At 68.8% G+C, this 15,903-nt stretch carries 15 protein-coding genes and 2 pseudogenes; 5 read left to right on the top strand and 12 right to left on the bottom strand.

All coding sequences use genetic code 11. The features are described from left to right. Positions 1 to 105: 105 nt before the first annotated feature. The 3 genes from ACIPFH_RS05845 to ACIPFH_RS05835 form a co-directional block, all read right to left on the bottom strand. On the bottom strand, positions 106 to 708 hold the full coding sequence (locus ACIPFH_RS05845; RefSeq protein WP_401823432.1) for an ALF repeat-containing protein: 603 nt from the start codon (positions 706 to 708) through the stop codon (positions 106 to 108). A gap of 616 nt (positions 709 to 1,324) precedes the next feature. After that, positions 1,325 to 1,984, bottom strand: coding sequence for a phosphoribosylanthranilate isomerase (locus ACIPFH_RS05840; protein WP_401823430.1), 660 nt, complete (start codon positions 1,982 to 1,984; stop codon positions 1,325 to 1,327). A gap of 10 nt (positions 1,985 to 1,994) precedes the next feature. Then, on the bottom strand, positions 1,995 to 3,182 hold the full coding sequence (locus ACIPFH_RS05835) for a PucR family transcriptional regulator (protein WP_401823428.1): 1,188 nt from the start codon (positions 3,180 to 3,182) through the stop codon (positions 1,995 to 1,997). A gap of 235 nt (positions 3,183 to 3,417) precedes the next feature. Here ACIPFH_RS05835 and ACIPFH_RS05830 point away from each other — a divergent pair, with 235 nt between their 5' ends. Then, complete coding sequence (locus ACIPFH_RS05830) at positions 3,418 to 4,287, top strand: DUF4394 domain-containing protein (RefSeq protein WP_401823427.1); 870 nt, start codon at positions 3,418 to 3,420, stop codon at positions 4,285 to 4,287. Between the two features lie 102 nt (positions 4,288 to 4,389). Here the strand turns inward: ACIPFH_RS05830 and ACIPFH_RS05825 are convergent, their stop codons facing one another. Continuing rightward, positions 4,390 to 5,079 carry a DUF899 family protein gene (locus tag ACIPFH_RS05825; RefSeq protein WP_401823425.1) on the bottom strand — a complete coding sequence of 230 codons (690 nt, stop codon included), beginning with the start codon at positions 5,077 to 5,079 and terminating at the stop codon, positions 4,390 to 4,392. A 113-nt stretch (positions 5,080 to 5,192) separates the two neighbouring features. Here ACIPFH_RS05825 and ACIPFH_RS05820 point away from each other — a divergent pair. Further along, positions 5,193 to 5,297, top strand: a pseudogene (locus tag ACIPFH_RS05820) (IS5/IS1182 family transposase); the annotation flags it as partial. A 9-nt stretch (positions 5,298 to 5,306) separates the two neighbouring features. Here the strand turns inward: ACIPFH_RS05820 and ACIPFH_RS05815 are convergent. Both ACIPFH_RS05815 and ACIPFH_RS05810 read right to left on the bottom strand, forming a co-directional pair. Next, a complete protein-coding gene (locus ACIPFH_RS05815; RefSeq protein WP_401823424.1) occupies positions 5,307 to 5,684 on the bottom strand; it encodes a fic family toxin-antitoxin system, toxin component in 378 nt (125 codons plus the stop codon). Beyond that, a complete protein-coding gene (locus ACIPFH_RS05810; protein WP_401823423.1) occupies positions 5,681 to 5,929 on the bottom strand; it encodes a plasmid mobilization protein in 249 nt (82 codons plus the stop codon). Before ACIPFH_RS05810 ends, ACIPFH_RS05815 begins: the two co-directional genes overlap by 4 nt. 325 nt (positions 5,930 to 6,254) lie before the next feature. On the opposite strand from ACIPFH_RS05810, the gene ACIPFH_RS05805 reads away from it, so the two are divergent. Next, the gene (locus ACIPFH_RS05805) at positions 6,255 to 6,857 is read left to right on the top strand and encodes a DUF4328 domain-containing protein (protein WP_401823421.1); all 603 of its coding nucleotides are present in this window, start codon (positions 6,255 to 6,257) and stop codon (positions 6,855 to 6,857) included. Between the two features lie 170 nt (positions 6,858 to 7,027). Here the strand turns inward: ACIPFH_RS05805 and ACIPFH_RS05800 are convergent, their stop codons facing one another. Together ACIPFH_RS05800 and ACIPFH_RS05795 are read right to left on the bottom strand one after the other, a co-directional pair. After that, a complete protein-coding gene (locus ACIPFH_RS05800; protein WP_401823419.1) occupies positions 7,028 to 7,495 on the bottom strand; it encodes a winged helix-turn-helix domain-containing protein in 468 nt (155 codons plus the stop codon). Positions 7,496 to 7,582: 87 nt separating this feature from the next. After that, the gene (locus ACIPFH_RS05795; RefSeq protein WP_401823417.1) at positions 7,583 to 8,692 is read right to left on the bottom strand and encodes a response regulator; all 1,110 of its coding nucleotides are present in this window, start codon (positions 8,690 to 8,692) and stop codon (positions 7,583 to 7,585) included. Between the two features lie 496 nt (positions 8,693 to 9,188). Here ACIPFH_RS05795 and ACIPFH_RS05790 point away from each other — a divergent pair, with 496 nt between their 5' ends. Continuing rightward, positions 9,189 to 9,425 (top strand): hypothetical protein, encoded by a 237-nt coding sequence (locus ACIPFH_RS05790; protein ID WP_401823416.1) that lies wholly within the window; start codon positions 9,189 to 9,191, stop codon positions 9,423 to 9,425. A gap of 223 nt (positions 9,426 to 9,648) precedes the next feature. On the opposite strand, the gene ACIPFH_RS05785 is transcribed toward ACIPFH_RS05790, so the two are convergent. The 4 genes and pseudogenes from ACIPFH_RS05785 to ACIPFH_RS05770 all read right to left on the bottom strand — a co-directional run bounded on the left by ACIPFH_RS05785 (position 9,649) and on the right by ACIPFH_RS05770 (position 14,100). Continuing rightward, a complete protein-coding gene (locus tag ACIPFH_RS05785; RefSeq protein WP_401823414.1) occupies positions 9,649 to 10,080 on the bottom strand; it encodes a hypothetical protein in 432 nt (143 codons plus the stop codon). A gap of 68 nt (positions 10,081 to 10,148) precedes the next feature. Beyond that, positions 10,149 to 12,002 carry a peroxidase family protein gene (locus tag ACIPFH_RS05780; RefSeq protein ID WP_401823411.1) on the bottom strand — a complete coding sequence of 618 codons (1,854 nt, stop codon included), beginning with the start codon at positions 12,000 to 12,002 and terminating at the stop codon, positions 10,149 to 10,151. A 795-nt stretch (positions 12,003 to 12,797) separates the two neighbouring features. Next, positions 12,798 to 13,006: pseudogene (locus ACIPFH_RS05775) on the bottom strand (transporter); the annotation flags it as partial. Positions 13,007 to 13,050: 44 nt separating this feature from the next. After that, on the bottom strand, positions 13,051 to 14,100 hold the full coding sequence (locus ACIPFH_RS05770; protein WP_401823408.1) for a GDSL-type esterase/lipase family protein: 1,050 nt from the start codon (positions 14,098 to 14,100) through the stop codon (positions 13,051 to 13,053). Between the two features lie 705 nt (positions 14,101 to 14,805). Here ACIPFH_RS05770 and ACIPFH_RS05765 point away from each other — a divergent pair. Further along, a complete protein-coding gene (locus ACIPFH_RS05765) occupies positions 14,806 to 15,657 on the top strand; it encodes a matrixin family metalloprotease (protein WP_401823406.1) in 852 nt (283 codons plus the stop codon). The last annotated feature ends 246 nt before the right edge of the window (positions 15,658 to 15,903 follow it).

Below are 15,903 nucleotides of genomic sequence, written 5' to 3'. Positions count from 1 at the left end.
ATCGCTGCGCCTGCCGGTGTTTGTCCAACTACGCCGCGCGGGGGGGGTGGGGCGCGGGGGGGGGGGGGGGCGGGGCCACCCCCGCCCCCCCCCGCCCTCCGCCTGTCAGGCGTCGACCTCGTACTGACCGACCTCGATGAAGTAGCGCAGCTCCTCCGGGGTGCCGTCGATGACGTCCTCCGCCGCCGCGCGCAGGGCGGCGCTGATGTCCGTCCTGGCGAGGATCTTCCCCACGGCGACCCGGTCGTCCTCCGCGCGGGCCAGCCGCAGGCCGGTGGCGAGGAAGTTCGCCCGGTCGGCAGCGGTCCCGTCGAGGGCCTTGTTCGCCTTCCTTATCACCGCCTTCCCGCTGGCGGGATCGGCGAGGAGGCGCGAGATCGCCACGGTGTTGTCCTCGTCCTGCGCTGTCGCCCAGCCCGTCTTCAGGAAGGTCCGCAGGTCCTCGACCGTGCCGTCGAGGGCCTTGTTCGCCTCCCTGGTCACCCCTGCCCCGGTGGCCGGGTCGGCGAGGATGCGCAGGATCTCGATGCGCAGCTCTTCCGGTGTCATCGAGTCGTACGGTGAGTCGGACTCGGCGGCCGTCGCCGTCGTGGCCGACGCCGTGACGGAGGCGGTGGCCGTGCCGGCGGCGAAGGCCGGCGTGGTGAGCAGCAGGGCCGGAGCCAGGGCGCCCGCGGCGAGCGCGAGTGCCGGACGGGTGAGTCTCATGTCGTGTTCCCCCATGCGTTGATTGATGTGCCGTCAGAGATCCTTACGGGGATACCGGTCGTTGTCACGGGCATTTCGGCGTTCCGGTCGATCAACGGGCCCTGAGGAATTCACAAAGACCCCGAAAAGCCCACAGTTGCCCCGCGAAAGAGACATGACTCGTTCGCCCACATCCAACGGTTGAGGGAAAGGAATCAGCCATTGACTCGCCCCGCGTGCCTGGATCACGGAGTCGCTTGGGGAGAATCGGTTCTTTGCCATCGTTCTCGCCACCATGGCGGCCGTCGGACTCTTCCTGTTCCTGAGGACCGGTCAGGCGCTGTGGGCGAAGGGGTTCGGGTTCCCCCCACCGCCCAGTGGCAGCCGGCCATACACAACTTGCGGCATCGCGGCCGTGCTCACCGGCACTCCGCTGAACGCCGCCGTCGCGGTGACGATCTCCGTGCCGCCCGCCGTGGGGAACGCGCTGTCCGGCCGCGCTGCCCATCTCCGACGTCGCCCCGCGCGGCCTGCGCCGTACGCTCGTCACCCTGGTCGACCTGTGGGGGCCGTGCCGTCCGTGGTCTACGGGCGGTGGCGCCTGCTTTGATCGCCCCGGAGAGGCGGCGGGAGTGGCTCAGGCCGGGGGTCTGGCGGTGGCTCGGGCCGCGGCGGCGAAGGCGGTGATCAGGGTGGGGTCCTTGATGCCGCGGCTGCGCTCCACCCCGCTGGAGACGTCGACGCCCCAGGGGCGGGCGCCGGCGACGGCGGCCCGTACGTTGTCCGGGGTGAGGCCGCCGGCGAGCAGCCACCTCTCCTCGGGGCCGGGGAGGGCCGCCGCAGCGCCGGACCAGTCCCAGGCGACCCCGGAACCGGGCACGGGGGCGTCGAGGAGCAGCAGGTCCTCGCCCAGCTCCCCGCAGCGCGGCGGTGCCGCCTCGCCGAACGCGGCGGCCCGGATCAGCGTCCAACCGTCGGCGCCCAGGTCGTCGTAGTACTCACGCCCCTCCGAACCGTGCAGCTGGACGGCCCGGATCCCCGCCTCACCGGCCAGGGCCCGCACATCGGGCAGGGGCTCGTCGCGGAAGACGCCGACCGTCAGGACGCGCTCCGGCACACGCCGGCACAGGCGCGCGGCCGTGGCGGAGTCGACCCGGCGCGGACTGGCCGAAAAGACGAACCCGACGGCGTCGGCCCCGGCCTCGACGGCCGTGTCGACGTCCCGCTCGGTCCTCAGCCCGCAGATCTTGATGAACAGGGGACTATTCGTGTCGTTCACGGTCCCAGCTTGCCGCATCGGCCCCGGCTCAGCGCCACGCTCCCGACAGCCGCCGGTTGACGACCGCGCTGAGGACGCGCACACCGTGCGTCGAGCCCGGGTCGATGCCGGTGAGCTCCCGGACCCGGCGCAGCCGGTAGTCGAGGGTGCGGACGTGGACGTTGAGGGCCGCCGACGCGGCACCCCGCTGCATGTCGTGCCGGTAGTACGCGTCGAGCGTGACGAAGAGGTCCGGTCCCGGATCCAGCCGTCGCGCCACCGTACGGAGCCAGTCGTCGGCGGACGGCGTCTCGGCGACGGCGAGTTCGACGAACACGTCCGGCACGGTGTGCGCCCGCATCCGCGCGGACGCCGGCCGCAGCGGGGCCGCCCGGCTGATCCGCCGCGCCTGTTCGAGGGCGTCGCCGAGCTCGGCCGACGGCCCGGAGGCGGTGCCGGCGGCGCAGGGCCGGCCGAGGGCCCCCGCGAAGTCCCGTACGGCGTCGGAGAGCCGGGACCCGTCCGGCTCCGCCTGCTGGAGCGGTCCCAGCGCGATCAGCTCCCCGCCCTCCGTGTCCCACAGAACCGGCATCTGATGGGTTTTCACCAGTGCCTCGAGCTCGCTCTCCAGGCCGGGGTCACCGTCCATGAATAGGCCCGGTACCCGGATCACCGTCACCGCGCAGCGCTCGGGCACCTCCATGCCGACGGCCGTGGCGAGTTCCCCCGCGAGGGGCTCGGCGTCCAGCAGCGAGCGGACCAGCAGGGCGGCCTGTTCGGCGTACGGCATCCTGCGGCGCAGCGCGGTGACGAATCCGCGGCTGTAGGCGACGATGCCGCGCTCTCCCTGCGGGGCGAACCAGGTCATGATCCGCATGAGTTCGTCGACGTCGCCGCCCCCGCGCTGCGCCACGGTCGCCTCGTTGATGTCCCGCAGCATGAGCTCGGTGTGCAGCCGCAGCACCCGCTGCCGTGAGTGCAGCGACATTCCCGCCACGGCACGTGCCTCGCCGATCGAGGCGATGTATCCGAGATCGTCGCCGCTCAACGCGTGGTTGTCCGGGGACAGATCGATGGTTCGGCGGCGCAGCCACACCGAGTACTCCATCGTCTCGTCCCGCGCCCGGCGGCTGCGGCCGAGGATCTCGAACTCCGGGATCTCCCGTGCGTACGCCTCGACCTCCCTGCGTGCGTTGGCCGCCGCCTGCCGGGACAGTTCCAGAAAGAGGCTCCCCATGACCGCGAGCATGACATTCCGATTCGGCGGCCGAAAGCCGAAATCAGGACGGCTGTTCATCACTCCGCACAAATGGCGGACGGGTTTTTCCAGGGCTCCTTTGTCATGATGCGCAAAATTCCCGGATCGAGGTGTTCTCCACCCCCGTTTCCGTTGTGAGGGAACTGTGAACTGGGCTTAATAGAAGCCGCAAACGACCGCTAATTCAGCTCGTACAAACGGGAGGGAAACACCGATGAAATCCTCTACCGGAAAGAGAATCGCGGCTGCGGGAGCGGCCCTGGTCACCAGCACCGCCCTGATGCTGGGCGTGCCGAGCAGCGGCTCCGCCGCCGCGGCCACTCCGAGCTTGCGCGCGTTCGGGATCACCGGCGACGGCACGTTGATGGCCACGTTCACCACCGACCGTCCGAACGTGCTCGACTGGGTGAGGGTCGTCACCGGTCTGGTCGGCGACACGAAGCTGGTCGGCATCGACTTCCGGCCCCAGGACGGCCTGATGTACGGCGTCGGCGAAAAGGGCGGCATCTACACGATCAAGACCCCGCCGGCCACCACGGACGTGGTCGTCACCAAGGTCTCCCAGCTCCAGGTCACCCTGTACGGCACGAACTTCGACGTCGACTTCAACCCGGCGGCCGACCGGCTGCGGGTGATCGGCGACCAGGGCCAGAACCTGCGGCACAACCTCAACGACCACACCACGGCCTCGGACGCCACCCTCACCACCCCGCCCGCCGGGACGGCCACGGGCGTCTCCGCCGCCGCGTACACGAACAACGACCTCAACGCGGCCACGGTGACCACCCTGGTCGACATCAACACGGCCACGGACCAGGTGGTCCTCCAGTCGCCGGCGAACAACGGCACGCTGGCCGCGACCGGCGCGCTCGGCATCGACGCCGGCGCCAACGCGGGCATGGACATCTTCAGCTACCTGACCAACGGCAAGACGACGTCCGTCGCCGCCTTCGCCTCCCTCACCCCGTACGGTGCGAGCACCCCGACCCTCTACAGCGTCAACATCATCACCGGCGAGGCGACCGCGATCTACCAGTTCCCCCTGAACATCACGGACCTGGCCATCACCCTCACCGGCACCTGATCCCGTCCACCGGGCCCGGCGGCGGGAGCGAAGGGGGGACGAACGGGGAAGCACCCTCCTTGCCGGGCCCGGTGGTACGGCTCGCACCACGCGCTCGACCGGTCAGTGGTACGCCAGTGTGGGGTACCAGTCGCCGCGCCCCTGCGGGGTGAGGTCGAGGATCTGCCAGACAGGCGCGTAGAGATCGATGCCACGCTCGTCGATGTCCTCGGCCAGCCGCGGATGCACGGAGTAGCGGTGCCGGACCGCGCCGTCGCCGTCACGGGTGAAGACGGAGATGGTCGAGTCCTGCCACCCTTCGTCGTCCTCGCTGCCCAGGTCGTACTTGAACGTGCTCTCACCACAGCTCAGCAGCCGCAGCCGGTGCCAACCCCGGTCGCGGGCGTGCTGCCGGAGGGCGGGCAGCTCGGCCGCCGCCGCCACGGCCAGGTCGGCGTTGCGGGTGACGTGGTGGGCGACACCGTTGAAGCCGTCGAGCCACAGGGTGCACATCGGACAGGGCTCGGTCTGGAGCCTGCCGAACATCAGGTGGTAGACGATCAGCGGCCGGTCCGACGCGGAGAACAGCTCGCTGAGCCTGACCTCTTCGACCGGCGCGTCCCCCGCGTCGAGGTCAGCGGGGCCCTCGAGGAAGACGTAGTCATCGAGGACCGGCCCCTGCGGCAGCGCCCGCCGCCGCGCCGCGACCTCCTCGCGGTGGCGCATCAGCTCGATCTCGGCCCTGCGCAGTTCCTCACGGGCGTCGAGGTACTCCGCCGTCTCCCCGGCCAGCCGGGTCTGCCGCCATACCATCGCAGCCTCCTGGGGTGATCGCTCCCCCCTGCTTGCGGGCCCTTCGAGTCTACGGCGGCGGCGCGGCGGACTCCTGGGCGCCGAGGGCGCGCAGCACGAAGGGCAGCAGCCGGGGATGCCGACGACTGCACCGTCGCCGTGAACGCAAAGCCGCACACTTCCCGGCCTTCACCGCGATCGCTGCCACACTCAGCTGCTATCGCAGGCTCCCCGAATGAAATGGCCTGTCAGCCTCGGCCGGCCCAGCCCTTGATCTCCTCGGCGACCAGCCGCACGTCCAGCCCGTCATGGGCGATCCGCTCGGCCAGGTCCCCGGCCTGCTTGAAGTCCGCTGTCACCACGACCCCGGACACCGTCAGGTACGAGGCGGCCACGACCGCACCGAACAGCTCGTTGGCGTACTCCAGCGCGGGCACGCGGATGAGCTGGTGCATGAGCGCGGCGGCCCGGTGGTGCACCTCGGGATAGACGGGCCGGTCCATCACCTTGTCTGCGTGCCGCGCCACCGCGGCCTGAAGCGTCCCGAAGTCGGTGACGTCCGGATCGCCGGGCAGGCTACGGTGCGCGAGGTCCAGCAGCCACGCACGGTCGATGTGCAGGATCACGCGGCTTTCCCGCGCGTGTCGTGCTTGGCGGGCGCGGGGTGGCCGAACCTCTCGGCGAAGTGGTCGCCCCACTCCTCGGTGAAGTGCGCGCCGGCGTTGAGGAACCGGTGCCGCAGGTCGTTGCCCTCGTCGGCGAGCACCGTGCGGGCGTAATCGGGCACGTCCATACCAGCCGCCTTCGCGCGCTCCTCGATGGTGGCGTACACGTCTTCTTCCACCCGTACGTTGATCTGCTTCTTCGCCATACGCCCAGCGTAGCGGCTCGTACGCGCCGCTACAGCAAAAACGGATTCGGCGTCACCGTGTCGGGCGGGCAGGTGAGGATCACGAAGCTCGTGCCGCCCGGCCCGGGCCAGGACATCCAGTCGATGCCGTCTGGTCGGTGTCGGTGCCTCGCCCCGCCGCAGCGCTTCGAGCATGAGGACGACGCGCGCGACACACTCGACAAGCTCCTTCGCCGAACCCACGACTGGCCTCGCGCTTTCACGCGCGTGCGGTGAGCAGACCCTATGATCACTCCGCCCCAGCGCCCGCTGCGGCCGCACACGCCTCTGAGACAGGCCGAAGACGATGACGAGCACTGCCCGCAAAGCTCCCTGGATCCTTGCCCGCTTCGCGCAAGCGGCGATAGCGGCGGCCGCCGTGGCGGACGTGTTCCGCGCGGCGGCAGTCCGGGATCACTACCTGCGCCCCACGGATGCGTCCCTGCACAAGTCGGGCTTCATCTCCATGATCTTCGTCAATCTGATGACCCTTGCGATCGTGCTGTTCCTCGTGTGGCTCGCCCGGTCCCGGCGCAACGCCCAGGAGCTGTCCCCCTGGGCCTCGGTCCCGAGTCGGGGCTGGACGATCGGCGCGTGGTTCGTACCCGTGGTCAACTTCTTTATCCCGCGCCAGTTCGTCCTCAACATCGGGCGCGCGAGCTCCGCGTCGTGGGAGCAGTGGCGAGACACGACACTGGTGAACCTGTGGTGGGTCGCCTGGATCACGCACGCGGTGGCGCTCGGGATGGGGGACCGGGTGGCCCCGGGGTCGATGGCCTTCCTCGTCGTGGCGGAGGCGCTCATGATCGCGGCGGCCGTGCTGCTGGGGCTCGTCATCGAGCGCATCACGGCGTTGCAGAGCGCCGCGCTCGGCGCCGCCGTCCCGGTCGCACCTCTCGCCCAGGCATGAGGCAGTTCCCCCGATGCACTCCCCCACAGCGACGTGATTTGCTGCGCGCGACCAGCCGGCCGCCAGGTGGGTGTTGAGATTGCCCGGACCACGCGGCGTCATGGAGAAACCGGCCTCGCCCTCGAAGACGATCCAGGCTCCACACGCCGCCGCGAGCCTTTCGCCTGCGGTCACACCTCCTTCTTCCACAACTCCACCCCGTGCTGGCCAGGTTCGAGCGCCCGGCGGGCGGGTGCCTGCCAGGACCAGCCGCGCCGCTCGAGAACCCGCCACACCGTCGCCACCGACAGACCGAGCCGCAGACCGCGGAGGATCACGGTCTGCACCCGGGCCAAAGTCCACCGCTCATCGGCGCAACCGTGCGCGGCCGGGCCCTTGCCAAGTTCTGCCTCGAGTACGGCGAACTGGGCATCGGTGACGGTCGGGGAACTCGCCGGGCCCGTCGAACGCAGGGCCTCCAGGCCGCCCTCGCGCCAGGCGTGGCGCCGGCGTTCCACCGACCGCACGCTCACCCGCAGATCCTTCGCGATCACCGCGGTCTTCTCACCCGCCGCGAACCGCATGCCGGCCTCAAACCGGATCCGCTCACGAAACGCCCGACGCTCAGCGGTCAGACCCCCGCCCTCTGGATACCTCACACCAACGGCCTACCGGAAGGATCATGAACGGTCGCGACCGACTACAACCCGAAAGCTCAATAGCTGTCGGCTAGCGCAAGTGGCCGATCACTGCTGGGTTGAGGTGCCGCGGGCGAGTGTTCTGAGCGTTACGCGCCGCTCGATATGAATCTGGGTGAAAACCGCTACCTTCGCTCGCAGGGCCCATGGGTCGAAGGGCTTGGTGATGTAGTCCACCCCGCCTGCGAGATATCCCTGATTGGCGTGTATCGGGTCCGCACCCATGGCGGTGAGGAAGATGATGGGGACGTCTCGGTTGCGGTGTCGGCGTTTGATCTGGGCAGCCGTCTCATATCCGTCCATGTCGGGCATTTGTACGTCCATGATGATCACGGCGAAGTCGTCGTTGTCCAGGAGGGCTTTCAGGGCATCCCGTCCGGACGAGACCGTGACGAGGTCCTGGTCCAGCGTGCCTAGGACAGCGGTGATGGCCAGGAGGTTGTCGGGCTGGTCGTCAACGATGAGGATCTTCGGCATACCTGCGTCTGGCACTGCCGGCAGCACTGTTGGATGCTCCAGGGCTTCCAGCTGCCGCTCCAGCAGCTGACAGCGCTCTTCGGCGGCGGCCCGCTCCTCACGTGCACTTCTCAGCTCCTCACCGAGTCTGGTGGCTTGCTGCTGAAGCACGTCACGTTCCTCGAGCAGTTGGGAGACGTTGGGGTGGGCGGCCGCGAGTTCGTCGGCTCGGCCCCGCTCGGCCCTCCAGTCCGCCTCCAGCTGCGAGAGCCTCACCTCAAGGTCGTGGATACGGTTCGTCCGCTCCAGCAGGGCGTCACCCAAGACATCTCCCTGGACGCTGGAACGGCGGGACCTGCGGTCGGCGTCGGCCAACTGGTCCTCGAGGACCTCCATTGCGTGATGCTGCGAGGTTCCGGCATCGATCGCGGCCCGGTACAACTCCCGGACGAGTTCGACGGCCTCGGGTGTCACAGCAGTACCTCGGTGCTCACCGAGATCGGCCAGCAGCTCTCTCACGATCTTCCACGGTGGCATCCGGGTGCCGTTGAGATACCGCGAGAGCGTGCCGGGGTCCCACTGCCGACGTGTTGCGTACCGGCGCACTGAAACTCCCAGCCCTTCGAACAGTTCCCTGAGCGCCTGAGCCAGAGCACGCGTCGCTTCAGGAAGGTCACTGCCCAATGGCCTCAGCTCACCCACGCTCCTCTCCCTCCGCTCCGTCGGAGGCACCGCCGCGTACCCCGTCACCGGCAATCAGCCGATTGAAGAACGAAACAGCCAGCCCGGCCACTGCAAGACCGGCGAGCACGCTGCGGGAAAGTCCCTCACCCGCCGTCCAGGACAGTGCCGTTGCGGCACCTCCGCTGAGCATCGCGAGCAGAAGCACCAGCGCCCCTCTGGTCGTTAACAAGGGCCGTTCCATACCGTCTCCATCCACTCGCCCCCTGACCGGGCGGCAGGGGAAGCCCATCACCCACGCGGCGGATTGCCGTCTGGGTGACTCATAGAATGGAGTGTGACGGACGCGTTGCGTACCGTAATCCGCAGTGCAACACCCGTGCCGCGGTGTTGCACACCGCAGGGCCATCAGCGAGCACGGCGTTTGCCCAGGCCACATAGACCTCCGGCAAGATCGTTGCCACGTACGTTGCGTGCAACGTGGGCATTCCCGAACAGCGGCGGCAAGCGGACCACTGTGTTCACCACCGCCGGCCACGTCCGTTCCCTGCGCAACCGCGCCGCCCACCACGAGCCGCTGATCAACGGCTTCCCGCTCCCGGGCCGAACGGACAGCCGAGGCCGGACCCGCCGGCTCACCCTGCCCGATGCGCGCGCCGAGGTCCTGCGCCCGGCCGAGTACGTCGACAAGGACGTCGCCACCTGGCTCGGACAGAGCAGCCGAGTGTCCGAGCCGCTGCGCACCCGCCCATGACGCCTGACCGCCCGCTCGGTGAAGCAACCCGCCGCTGCGGGCTGCTCAGGACAGGGCGGTCCGCCTGCGGGGTGGCGGCACGGCCCGCAGCAGCTCCCACGCGCATCAAGCTGATCAAGCGGAAGGGCTACGGCCGAGCCAACCTCGACCTGCTCCGCAAGCGGATACTCCTTACGACCTGACCAGGAGGCCCGGCCGCCCGAACACCCTGGAGCTGCCCTTCTTAAAGTTCGAAGTCTCTCGCGGTGTCGTCCCAGCAGAGGCTGCGGAGACCGTGATCGGCATCCTCGCCTGACGGGATGTCGGGAGTTTCCTGGAACCACACGACGGTCAGTGCGGAGTAATGCAGCACCGACTCTCGTTCGGGATCGATCGGATGAGAGGCGAACGACCCGACGCACGTCACGGCAGGCAGCAGTTCGACGGGTCCGAAGCCACCAGCGGGGAGGTCTGGCAACTCCCGGACCGGCGCGACCAGGTACACCGGCACCGAGGGACGATCCTTCTCGACGCTCCTGAGCAGATGCTCCAGCTTGAGATCGTTCCAGCGCCGGAACGGGTACCCCTCCAGCATTCCGCCATACGTCGAAGACAGTCGCACCTCCGAGAGCTCGATCGAGCGGCCTGAAGTGAGAACTACGTGCGCCAGTGCCATAGCCCACAACCTACTGGCGCGACAGGGCCCGGCTCCTGGTTCCCCGGCTCCGAGGCCGTGATGACAGGTCAGGAACTTTCCGTGCCGGCCTGTGCGTTGTGCCATGGCACGAACGCGTTTGTCAGCCCCGCGAGGGCCGGGCGCAGTTCCGGGTGGTGCCGCAGGATCACGGTGGCCATGGTGTTGTCGTCGATCCAGGCCATTCCGGCCTTGGAGTAGACCTCCGGGGTGTAGTACGCGGTGAAGAAGCGGTCACTGCTCATCCTGACCGAAGCCATCAGGATGAAGATGCGGAACGCGGTGTTGCTGAAGGTGAACCCGGCCGGAAGCTTCTCGGCGTACATCCCGATCGTCAGGTCGACCTTCTCGATGTCGTTCTCGTACAGCCGCTTGATCTCCTCGGCCCACGTCGGATTGTCGGTCAGCTCCTCGAAGCTTGCCGCGGGCTTCATCCGCAGAAGCCGCCGGAACTCGTTGTAGCGGGGGACGCCCAGCTCCCGGCTGCGCAGGATGTCGGTGGCGGCAAGGTCCTGCAGATGCCCGTCGGGGCGCTGGAACTCCTGGAGAAGCTTCGGGAAGTTGTGCAGGGTGACCAGACCCGGGTGGAGCGTGCCGAAGCTGTAGAGCAGGTCGGCCATTTCCGTGGTCTCGAGGACCTTCAGCGCCTCGGGTCCGGAGATCTCACGCAGGGTGCAGTGGCGCAGGGTCTCGTTGTCGACGGCGGAGCGCAGGTGCCAGTGGTCGCGGATCAGCGGATGCATGCGGTAGATGGCCACGAACTCCTCGGTGAGGGCGAACGGGGCGCCGTAGTGATCCGTTTCGGCGCCGGGGATGCCGCTGACGAGCTCGCTGTCGCTGATCCGGCCAAGGAAGTTGTGGACGCGTTCCCCCGCGAGGCCCCACCAGTTGGTTCGCAGGGCCTTGACGGTCGTGGGATGACTGATCACGGCCGGCGTCCACTCCACGGTGTGGATCTTGGCGATGAGTGCGGAGTTGACGAGCCGTGCCCGCTGGAACAGTTCCTCGTCGTCCCAGGACGGATACGCGACATGCAAGTGGTCGCAGATGGCGTTGTGCTCCTGGGCGAACAGGTTCTGCATGAGCACCAGGCCCAGCCAGAAGCCAGGCACCCGCGACGGGTCGCGAGAGGGGTCGGGAAACGGGGTCTGCTCGTCGTCCCGCAGCCGCAGTCTGCCCAACTCCCCCGTGCGCAACTGGCGTTGCTCCGCGTCGTTCGACCCGTAGACCTGGGACGCGTCCCACCAGTGGGAGGAGACGTTGACGCGCGTGTCGGGCGTTTCGGCACCAGCCTGCGGGTCCCGGGTCGGGTCGTCGGGTGTCCGCATGATCCGCATCGGGTGCTCCGGCCAGGGATCGTTTTCCATGAGGGGCACTTCCCAGGGCCGGTCCGCGGGGCTCGTACCGTGGCTGAACCAGTCGCGGATCATGAACTGCAGCCAGGCGGAGACGAGCGAATTGACCGACTCGGCCGGAATCATCTCGTGACGGGTGAGCAGGGCTCGGCTGACCTCGCGCGGGTTGGGCCGGGACAGAACATCCTCGGGCGTGGCCGACGCGATCTTGTCCAACGGGATATTGCGGTTGAAGCGTGTGCCCGCCATGCCCATCCGAGGCTCATCGAGGTCGTTGTAGCTGCCGTCGGCGCTCCTGTTGACCTTGTGCTTCGCGGACTGCGGCCCGGGATCGGGAAGGTTGACCGAGGGCAAGTGCGTGGTGTCGTGGAGGTTCTCCTGACGCAGCCTCACACGCAGCCCGAAGAGGATCGCCAGGCCAGGAATCACGGCCAGCTTGTCCCAGCCGATGCGCCGATCGACATACTCGGCGATGTCAGTGGCGATTCTCCACGGAAGAGCCGTGAATCCGGACCGGGAACGGCGGAAGAAGGGTCGTTGCGTGCTCATCGTGGTACTCCTTTGGGCGCTCCTGGTGGGGGTCCTTCATCGGGCTGACCACACCTTGTGACGGCTCGCTCGTCGCCGCCGAGGAGAAAGGACGCACATGCCGAAGGCGGCGAGGCCGGCCGCCGATGGCCCCGTCGGTTCCCGCACTGACGTAGTCGAATCCCGTGTCGCGATCGGGGAACGCCGAACTCCGAACTCGGCCGTCACTACGGCACCTGCCGCTCGGCCAGCCGTCGGATGGCACCGTGTTGGAAGCGGAGAAAAGCGTAGGTCAAGGCGACGCTACGGAGTGCGCAGGCGGCCGTCGAACTGACCTCACGATCAGGCTTGAGGCGCCGCATGCGCGGGGCCGCGCCAACTGGTTGGTAATTCCGTTGAATACCGGACCCCGACTGAAAGTTAGACCGCGGCGAGCAGCCGAGAGGTGCGTCGCTTGGCCATGGTGACTCCCTCGGGGCTCGGATTGCGATGACCGCTGCCGCAATGGCGCACTTGCGGCTCACACCTGCAGCGGGATGAAATGCCACCACAAGTCACACTAGGAGAAATTCCGCCCGCACGCATATCGGAACAGCACAGCGACCACGGCCCGGTGGCGGGGCCAAAGACGGCCGGCGTTTCCTCCAGGAGAGGCTGCCCGTCTCCCGTGCCTGCCCCTCTCTTCGGGCTCCACTCGTCATGCCTACCCCCCGTAGGCGGCCCCGTGACCCAGCAGCCGACAGCGGCGGCAGACGGGCGGTGGCACTGGGTCAACAGCGCCTCCCGCCTGCGGAGCCACTCTGCGGCGGGGGCGCCGACAATCACCGGCGCCCGCTTCTCGTCGAGCCCTGGTGAGTCGGTCCGTCCCCCGTGGACACAGTCGATGACGTACTCGCTCGCCGGCAACGCACGCCCAGCAGCATCGTCTCCCTGTGTGCCTCGACGAGGCCCCGCACATCCGCCTCGGCCTCGGCAAGACGCGGCGCGACCTCGGCCACGCCGCTATCCGTCGTGCGGAACAGCAGTTGGAATCATCACGTAACGACCGGAAATGCGTATCAAACCCTCCCTAATACGCCGAACACGTGGCCGTCACCGAAGGCGTGCCCGCCGCAGCCGACGTACTCGCGAGGAAGCCGAAGGTGGTGCTCGCCCCCGCCGTCATCGTGCCGTTCCACCCGGTGTTGCGTACCGTCGTCCCGGTCAGCGCGCCGTTCCAGACCTGGGTGAGCTGGCTGCCCGTCGGGAGTGCGAGGGTCACCGCCCAGGAAGAGATCGCCGCGGTGGACGAGGTGTTGGTGACCGTCACCTCACCCTGATAGCCGCCCTGCCACACTGACACCGCCCGGAAGGCCGCCGAGCAGCCACCGCTCCCGGGGTCACCGGGATCGCCCGGGTCACCCGGGGTGAGCAGGGCCGACAGCGCTGGGTACCAGCGGGCCGCCATCTTGGCGTCGCCGGAGGCGTTGGGGTGGACGCCGTCGTACGTGTCGGTGGCCGTGTCGAACCCCGTCCACTGATCGACGACGGTTACCGGCGACTGCGCGGTGCTGATGGCATGGGCCCAGGCCGGAATGCGCTGGTTGAAGGCCACGGTACGAGCGGCGCACTCGGCGCAGCTGCTCGGATTGATCGGGATGAGCTGGGCGACCAGCACCTTCATCGCCGGGTTGCCGGCCCGCATCTGGCCGACCAGCTTGGTGTACGCGGCGAGAATGGTGTCCGGCGCGATGCTGCTCCAGACGTCGTTGGTGCCGAAGTGCATGACGACGATGTCCGGCCGAGTCGCCGCAAGCCATCCGGGCAGCAGGTTCTGGTCGGCGGTGGCGGTGGCCTGGAAGCCGCCGTGGCCTTCGTTGTCGGCGTCGTGCGTGAGGCTGCAGCTCTGGGCGTTCAGTGTGCCGACAAAGTCGATGTCGGTGTAACCGGCGTTCTGCAACTGGTTCCAGAGGAGGGAGCGCCAGCAGCCCGGGGAGCCGGTGATGGAGTCTCCGAGCGGCATGATCCGTACCGGGGTCGCGGCGGCGGCGGGCGGGGCGCCGGCCAGGCCGAAACCGGCGGCGAAGACGAGCAGCGTGGCCAGGAAAGTGGCGAAGAGGGGGTGGTGTCTGCTGCGCACGGGGTGTCCTTCCCGAAGTGGGGCGGAGTCGGAGTGCGGTGACGGCGCATGGGAGCGCTCCCATGCATGTGGTGTTGTTCATCAAGCCACCGTTGTCACTGACACGTCAAGCACCTCGACCGCGTTCCCGTGGCCGTTGCGTCGAGGCGGCATGCGCCGGCAGACGGTAGTCCTCGAAGGTGTGGGGGGGTGTGGCCGGAGGCGTCATCGAGAGTCCAGCCGTCCAGGTCGACCGCGTTGCCGGTGGTTTCGGCGAGCTCCGGCCAAGAGCCGTCCGTGAAGCGGATCCCGGACGTGACGACCCTCGCGGCCTGCCCGCCTCGGCCCAGCCCGACAGCGCCGACGCACCGCAGACGGTGGTTCAGGTCAGGCCCAGGGAGGCCCATGGCTGGGTTCCACGCCTGGTTGACGCCCATGCCGTCCACCAGATCAACGGACGGTACGCCGTTTGAGTGAACAGTCAAACGGATGAGATGAAAAACGGTCTTCCGTCCGCGTAGGACAGCTAACTTCTCCGGGACTCGATCAAGTCCTATCCGGAGGACGCGCATGCAGGCGAGAGGCGATGTGACAGGGTGGCGCGGGCCGCAACTCGCAGGCCGGGTCATCACGGCAGTGACGCTGGCGGTGGCGTGTGCGACGGCTGGAAGCGACACACCCACACGGGCGAGCGACGGGTGTGCGCCCGCGCACGGCGTGCTGACGGTGGACGACCTGCCCGCCGGATCCTCCGTGCTCGACTGCGCGGCCGTCGGACGCCTCGTCGCCCATGAGGGCACTGCCGTCACGGTCCCCGAACCGGGCATGAAGGTCAGCGTCGACGCCCTGTCGGTGGACGGCTCGCGGCATGGCTTCGGTCTGGAGGTCGCCGCCGACGGCACGGTCTCCTACGACCTGACGGCTCATTACGGATCCGGAAAGCACGCTCGTGCCGCCGGCCCGAGCACTGGCGGCCGCGCCGCGTGCGCCGACGGCGCCTACGCCCTCTCCGGCCACAAGGAGTACGGCACCTACGACTGGTGGCTCGGCGACGGCGCCCTCCCCGGCGGTCTCTCCCCAGCCGACGCCCGCCACGCCTTCGAGGAGGCCATCGAAACCATCACCGGCACCCGAAACGACTGCGGACACAAGGACGTGGTCGGAGCGCGGGCCAAGTACCACTCGCTGACCCGCCGTGAAGCAGACATCGACCGCACGGGCGACTGCACCGCACGGGACGGACTGAGCGTATGGGACGCCGGGAAGCTCGGCGACGCACAGGTCGCCACGACCTGCTCGTGGAGCCGCCTGGTGCCCGGCCGCCCGGACTGGCTGAAGGAGGCCGACGTCCGCTTCAACACCTCCGCCTACACCTTCACGAACAGCCCCACCGCCGACTGCACGGACGCGTACGACATCCGCAGCGTCGCCACGCACGAGGCGGGACACGTCTTCGGCCTGGCCCACGTCGGCCCGGGCCACGAGAACCAGACCATGTTCACGAACTCGTTCACGTGCACGACGTGGGCCCGCACCCTGGGCCGGGGGGACGTCCTCGGCCTGCGTGCCTTGTACTGATGGTCAGGCCTGCGGCTCACTCACCACACCCGCCGCGGATTCCGGCAGCAGGATCCCGTACTCCAATCCCCTCGCCCGCCGGAGGATCATCACGCTCGGCAACCGCCGGCGCCCGTGCGAGCGACCGATCCTGGCTGCCCCGCGCCAGCGGCGCGCCTTGATCCGGTCCAGGGCGCCCACGCCCGCGGCTGCCCGATCATCCCGGCGCCGACACGCTGACGGCCGACCGATCTGCGCGACGGGCGA

The sequence above is a fragment of the Streptomyces sp. NPDC088157 genome, from assembly GCF_044741545.1.
Lineage (GTDB): Bacteria > Actinomycetota > Actinomycetes > Streptomycetales > Streptomycetaceae > Streptomyces.
This window is presented reverse-complemented; position numbering and strand designations above follow the sequence as displayed.

Bases quoted from the DNA above. Each gene is read 5' to 3' on its own strand.
- ACIPFH_RS05845 (WP_401823432.1), bottom strand. From the start codon at position 708: ATGAGACTCACCCGTCCGGCACTCGCGCTCGCCGCGGGCGCCCTGGCT.
- ACIPFH_RS05840 (WP_401823430.1), bottom strand. From the start codon at position 1,984: ATGCGGCAAGCTGGGACCGTGAACGACACGAATAGTCCCCTGTTCATC.
- ACIPFH_RS05835 (WP_401823428.1), bottom strand. From the start codon at position 3,182: ATGGGGAGCCTCTTTCTGGAACTGTCCCGGCAGGCGGCGGCCAACGCA.
- ACIPFH_RS05830 (WP_401823427.1), top strand. From the start codon at position 3,418: ATGAAATCCTCTACCGGAAAGAGAATCGCGGCTGCGGGAGCGGCCCTG.
- ACIPFH_RS05825 (WP_401823425.1), bottom strand. From the start codon at position 5,079: ATGGTATGGCGGCAGACCCGGCTGGCCGGGGAGACGGCGGAGTACCTC.
- ACIPFH_RS05810 (WP_401823423.1), bottom strand. From the start codon at position 5,929: ATGGCGAAGAAGCAGATCAACGTACGGGTGGAAGAAGACGTGTACGCC.
- ACIPFH_RS05805 (WP_401823421.1), top strand. From the start codon at position 6,255: ATGACGAGCACTGCCCGCAAAGCTCCCTGGATCCTTGCCCGCTTCGCG.
- ACIPFH_RS05785 (WP_401823414.1), bottom strand. From the start codon at position 10,080: ATGGCACTGGCGCACGTAGTTCTCACTTCAGGCCGCTCGATCGAGCTC.
- ACIPFH_RS05780 (WP_401823411.1), bottom strand. From the start codon at position 12,002: ATGAGCACGCAACGACCCTTCTTCCGCCGTTCCCGGTCCGGATTCACG.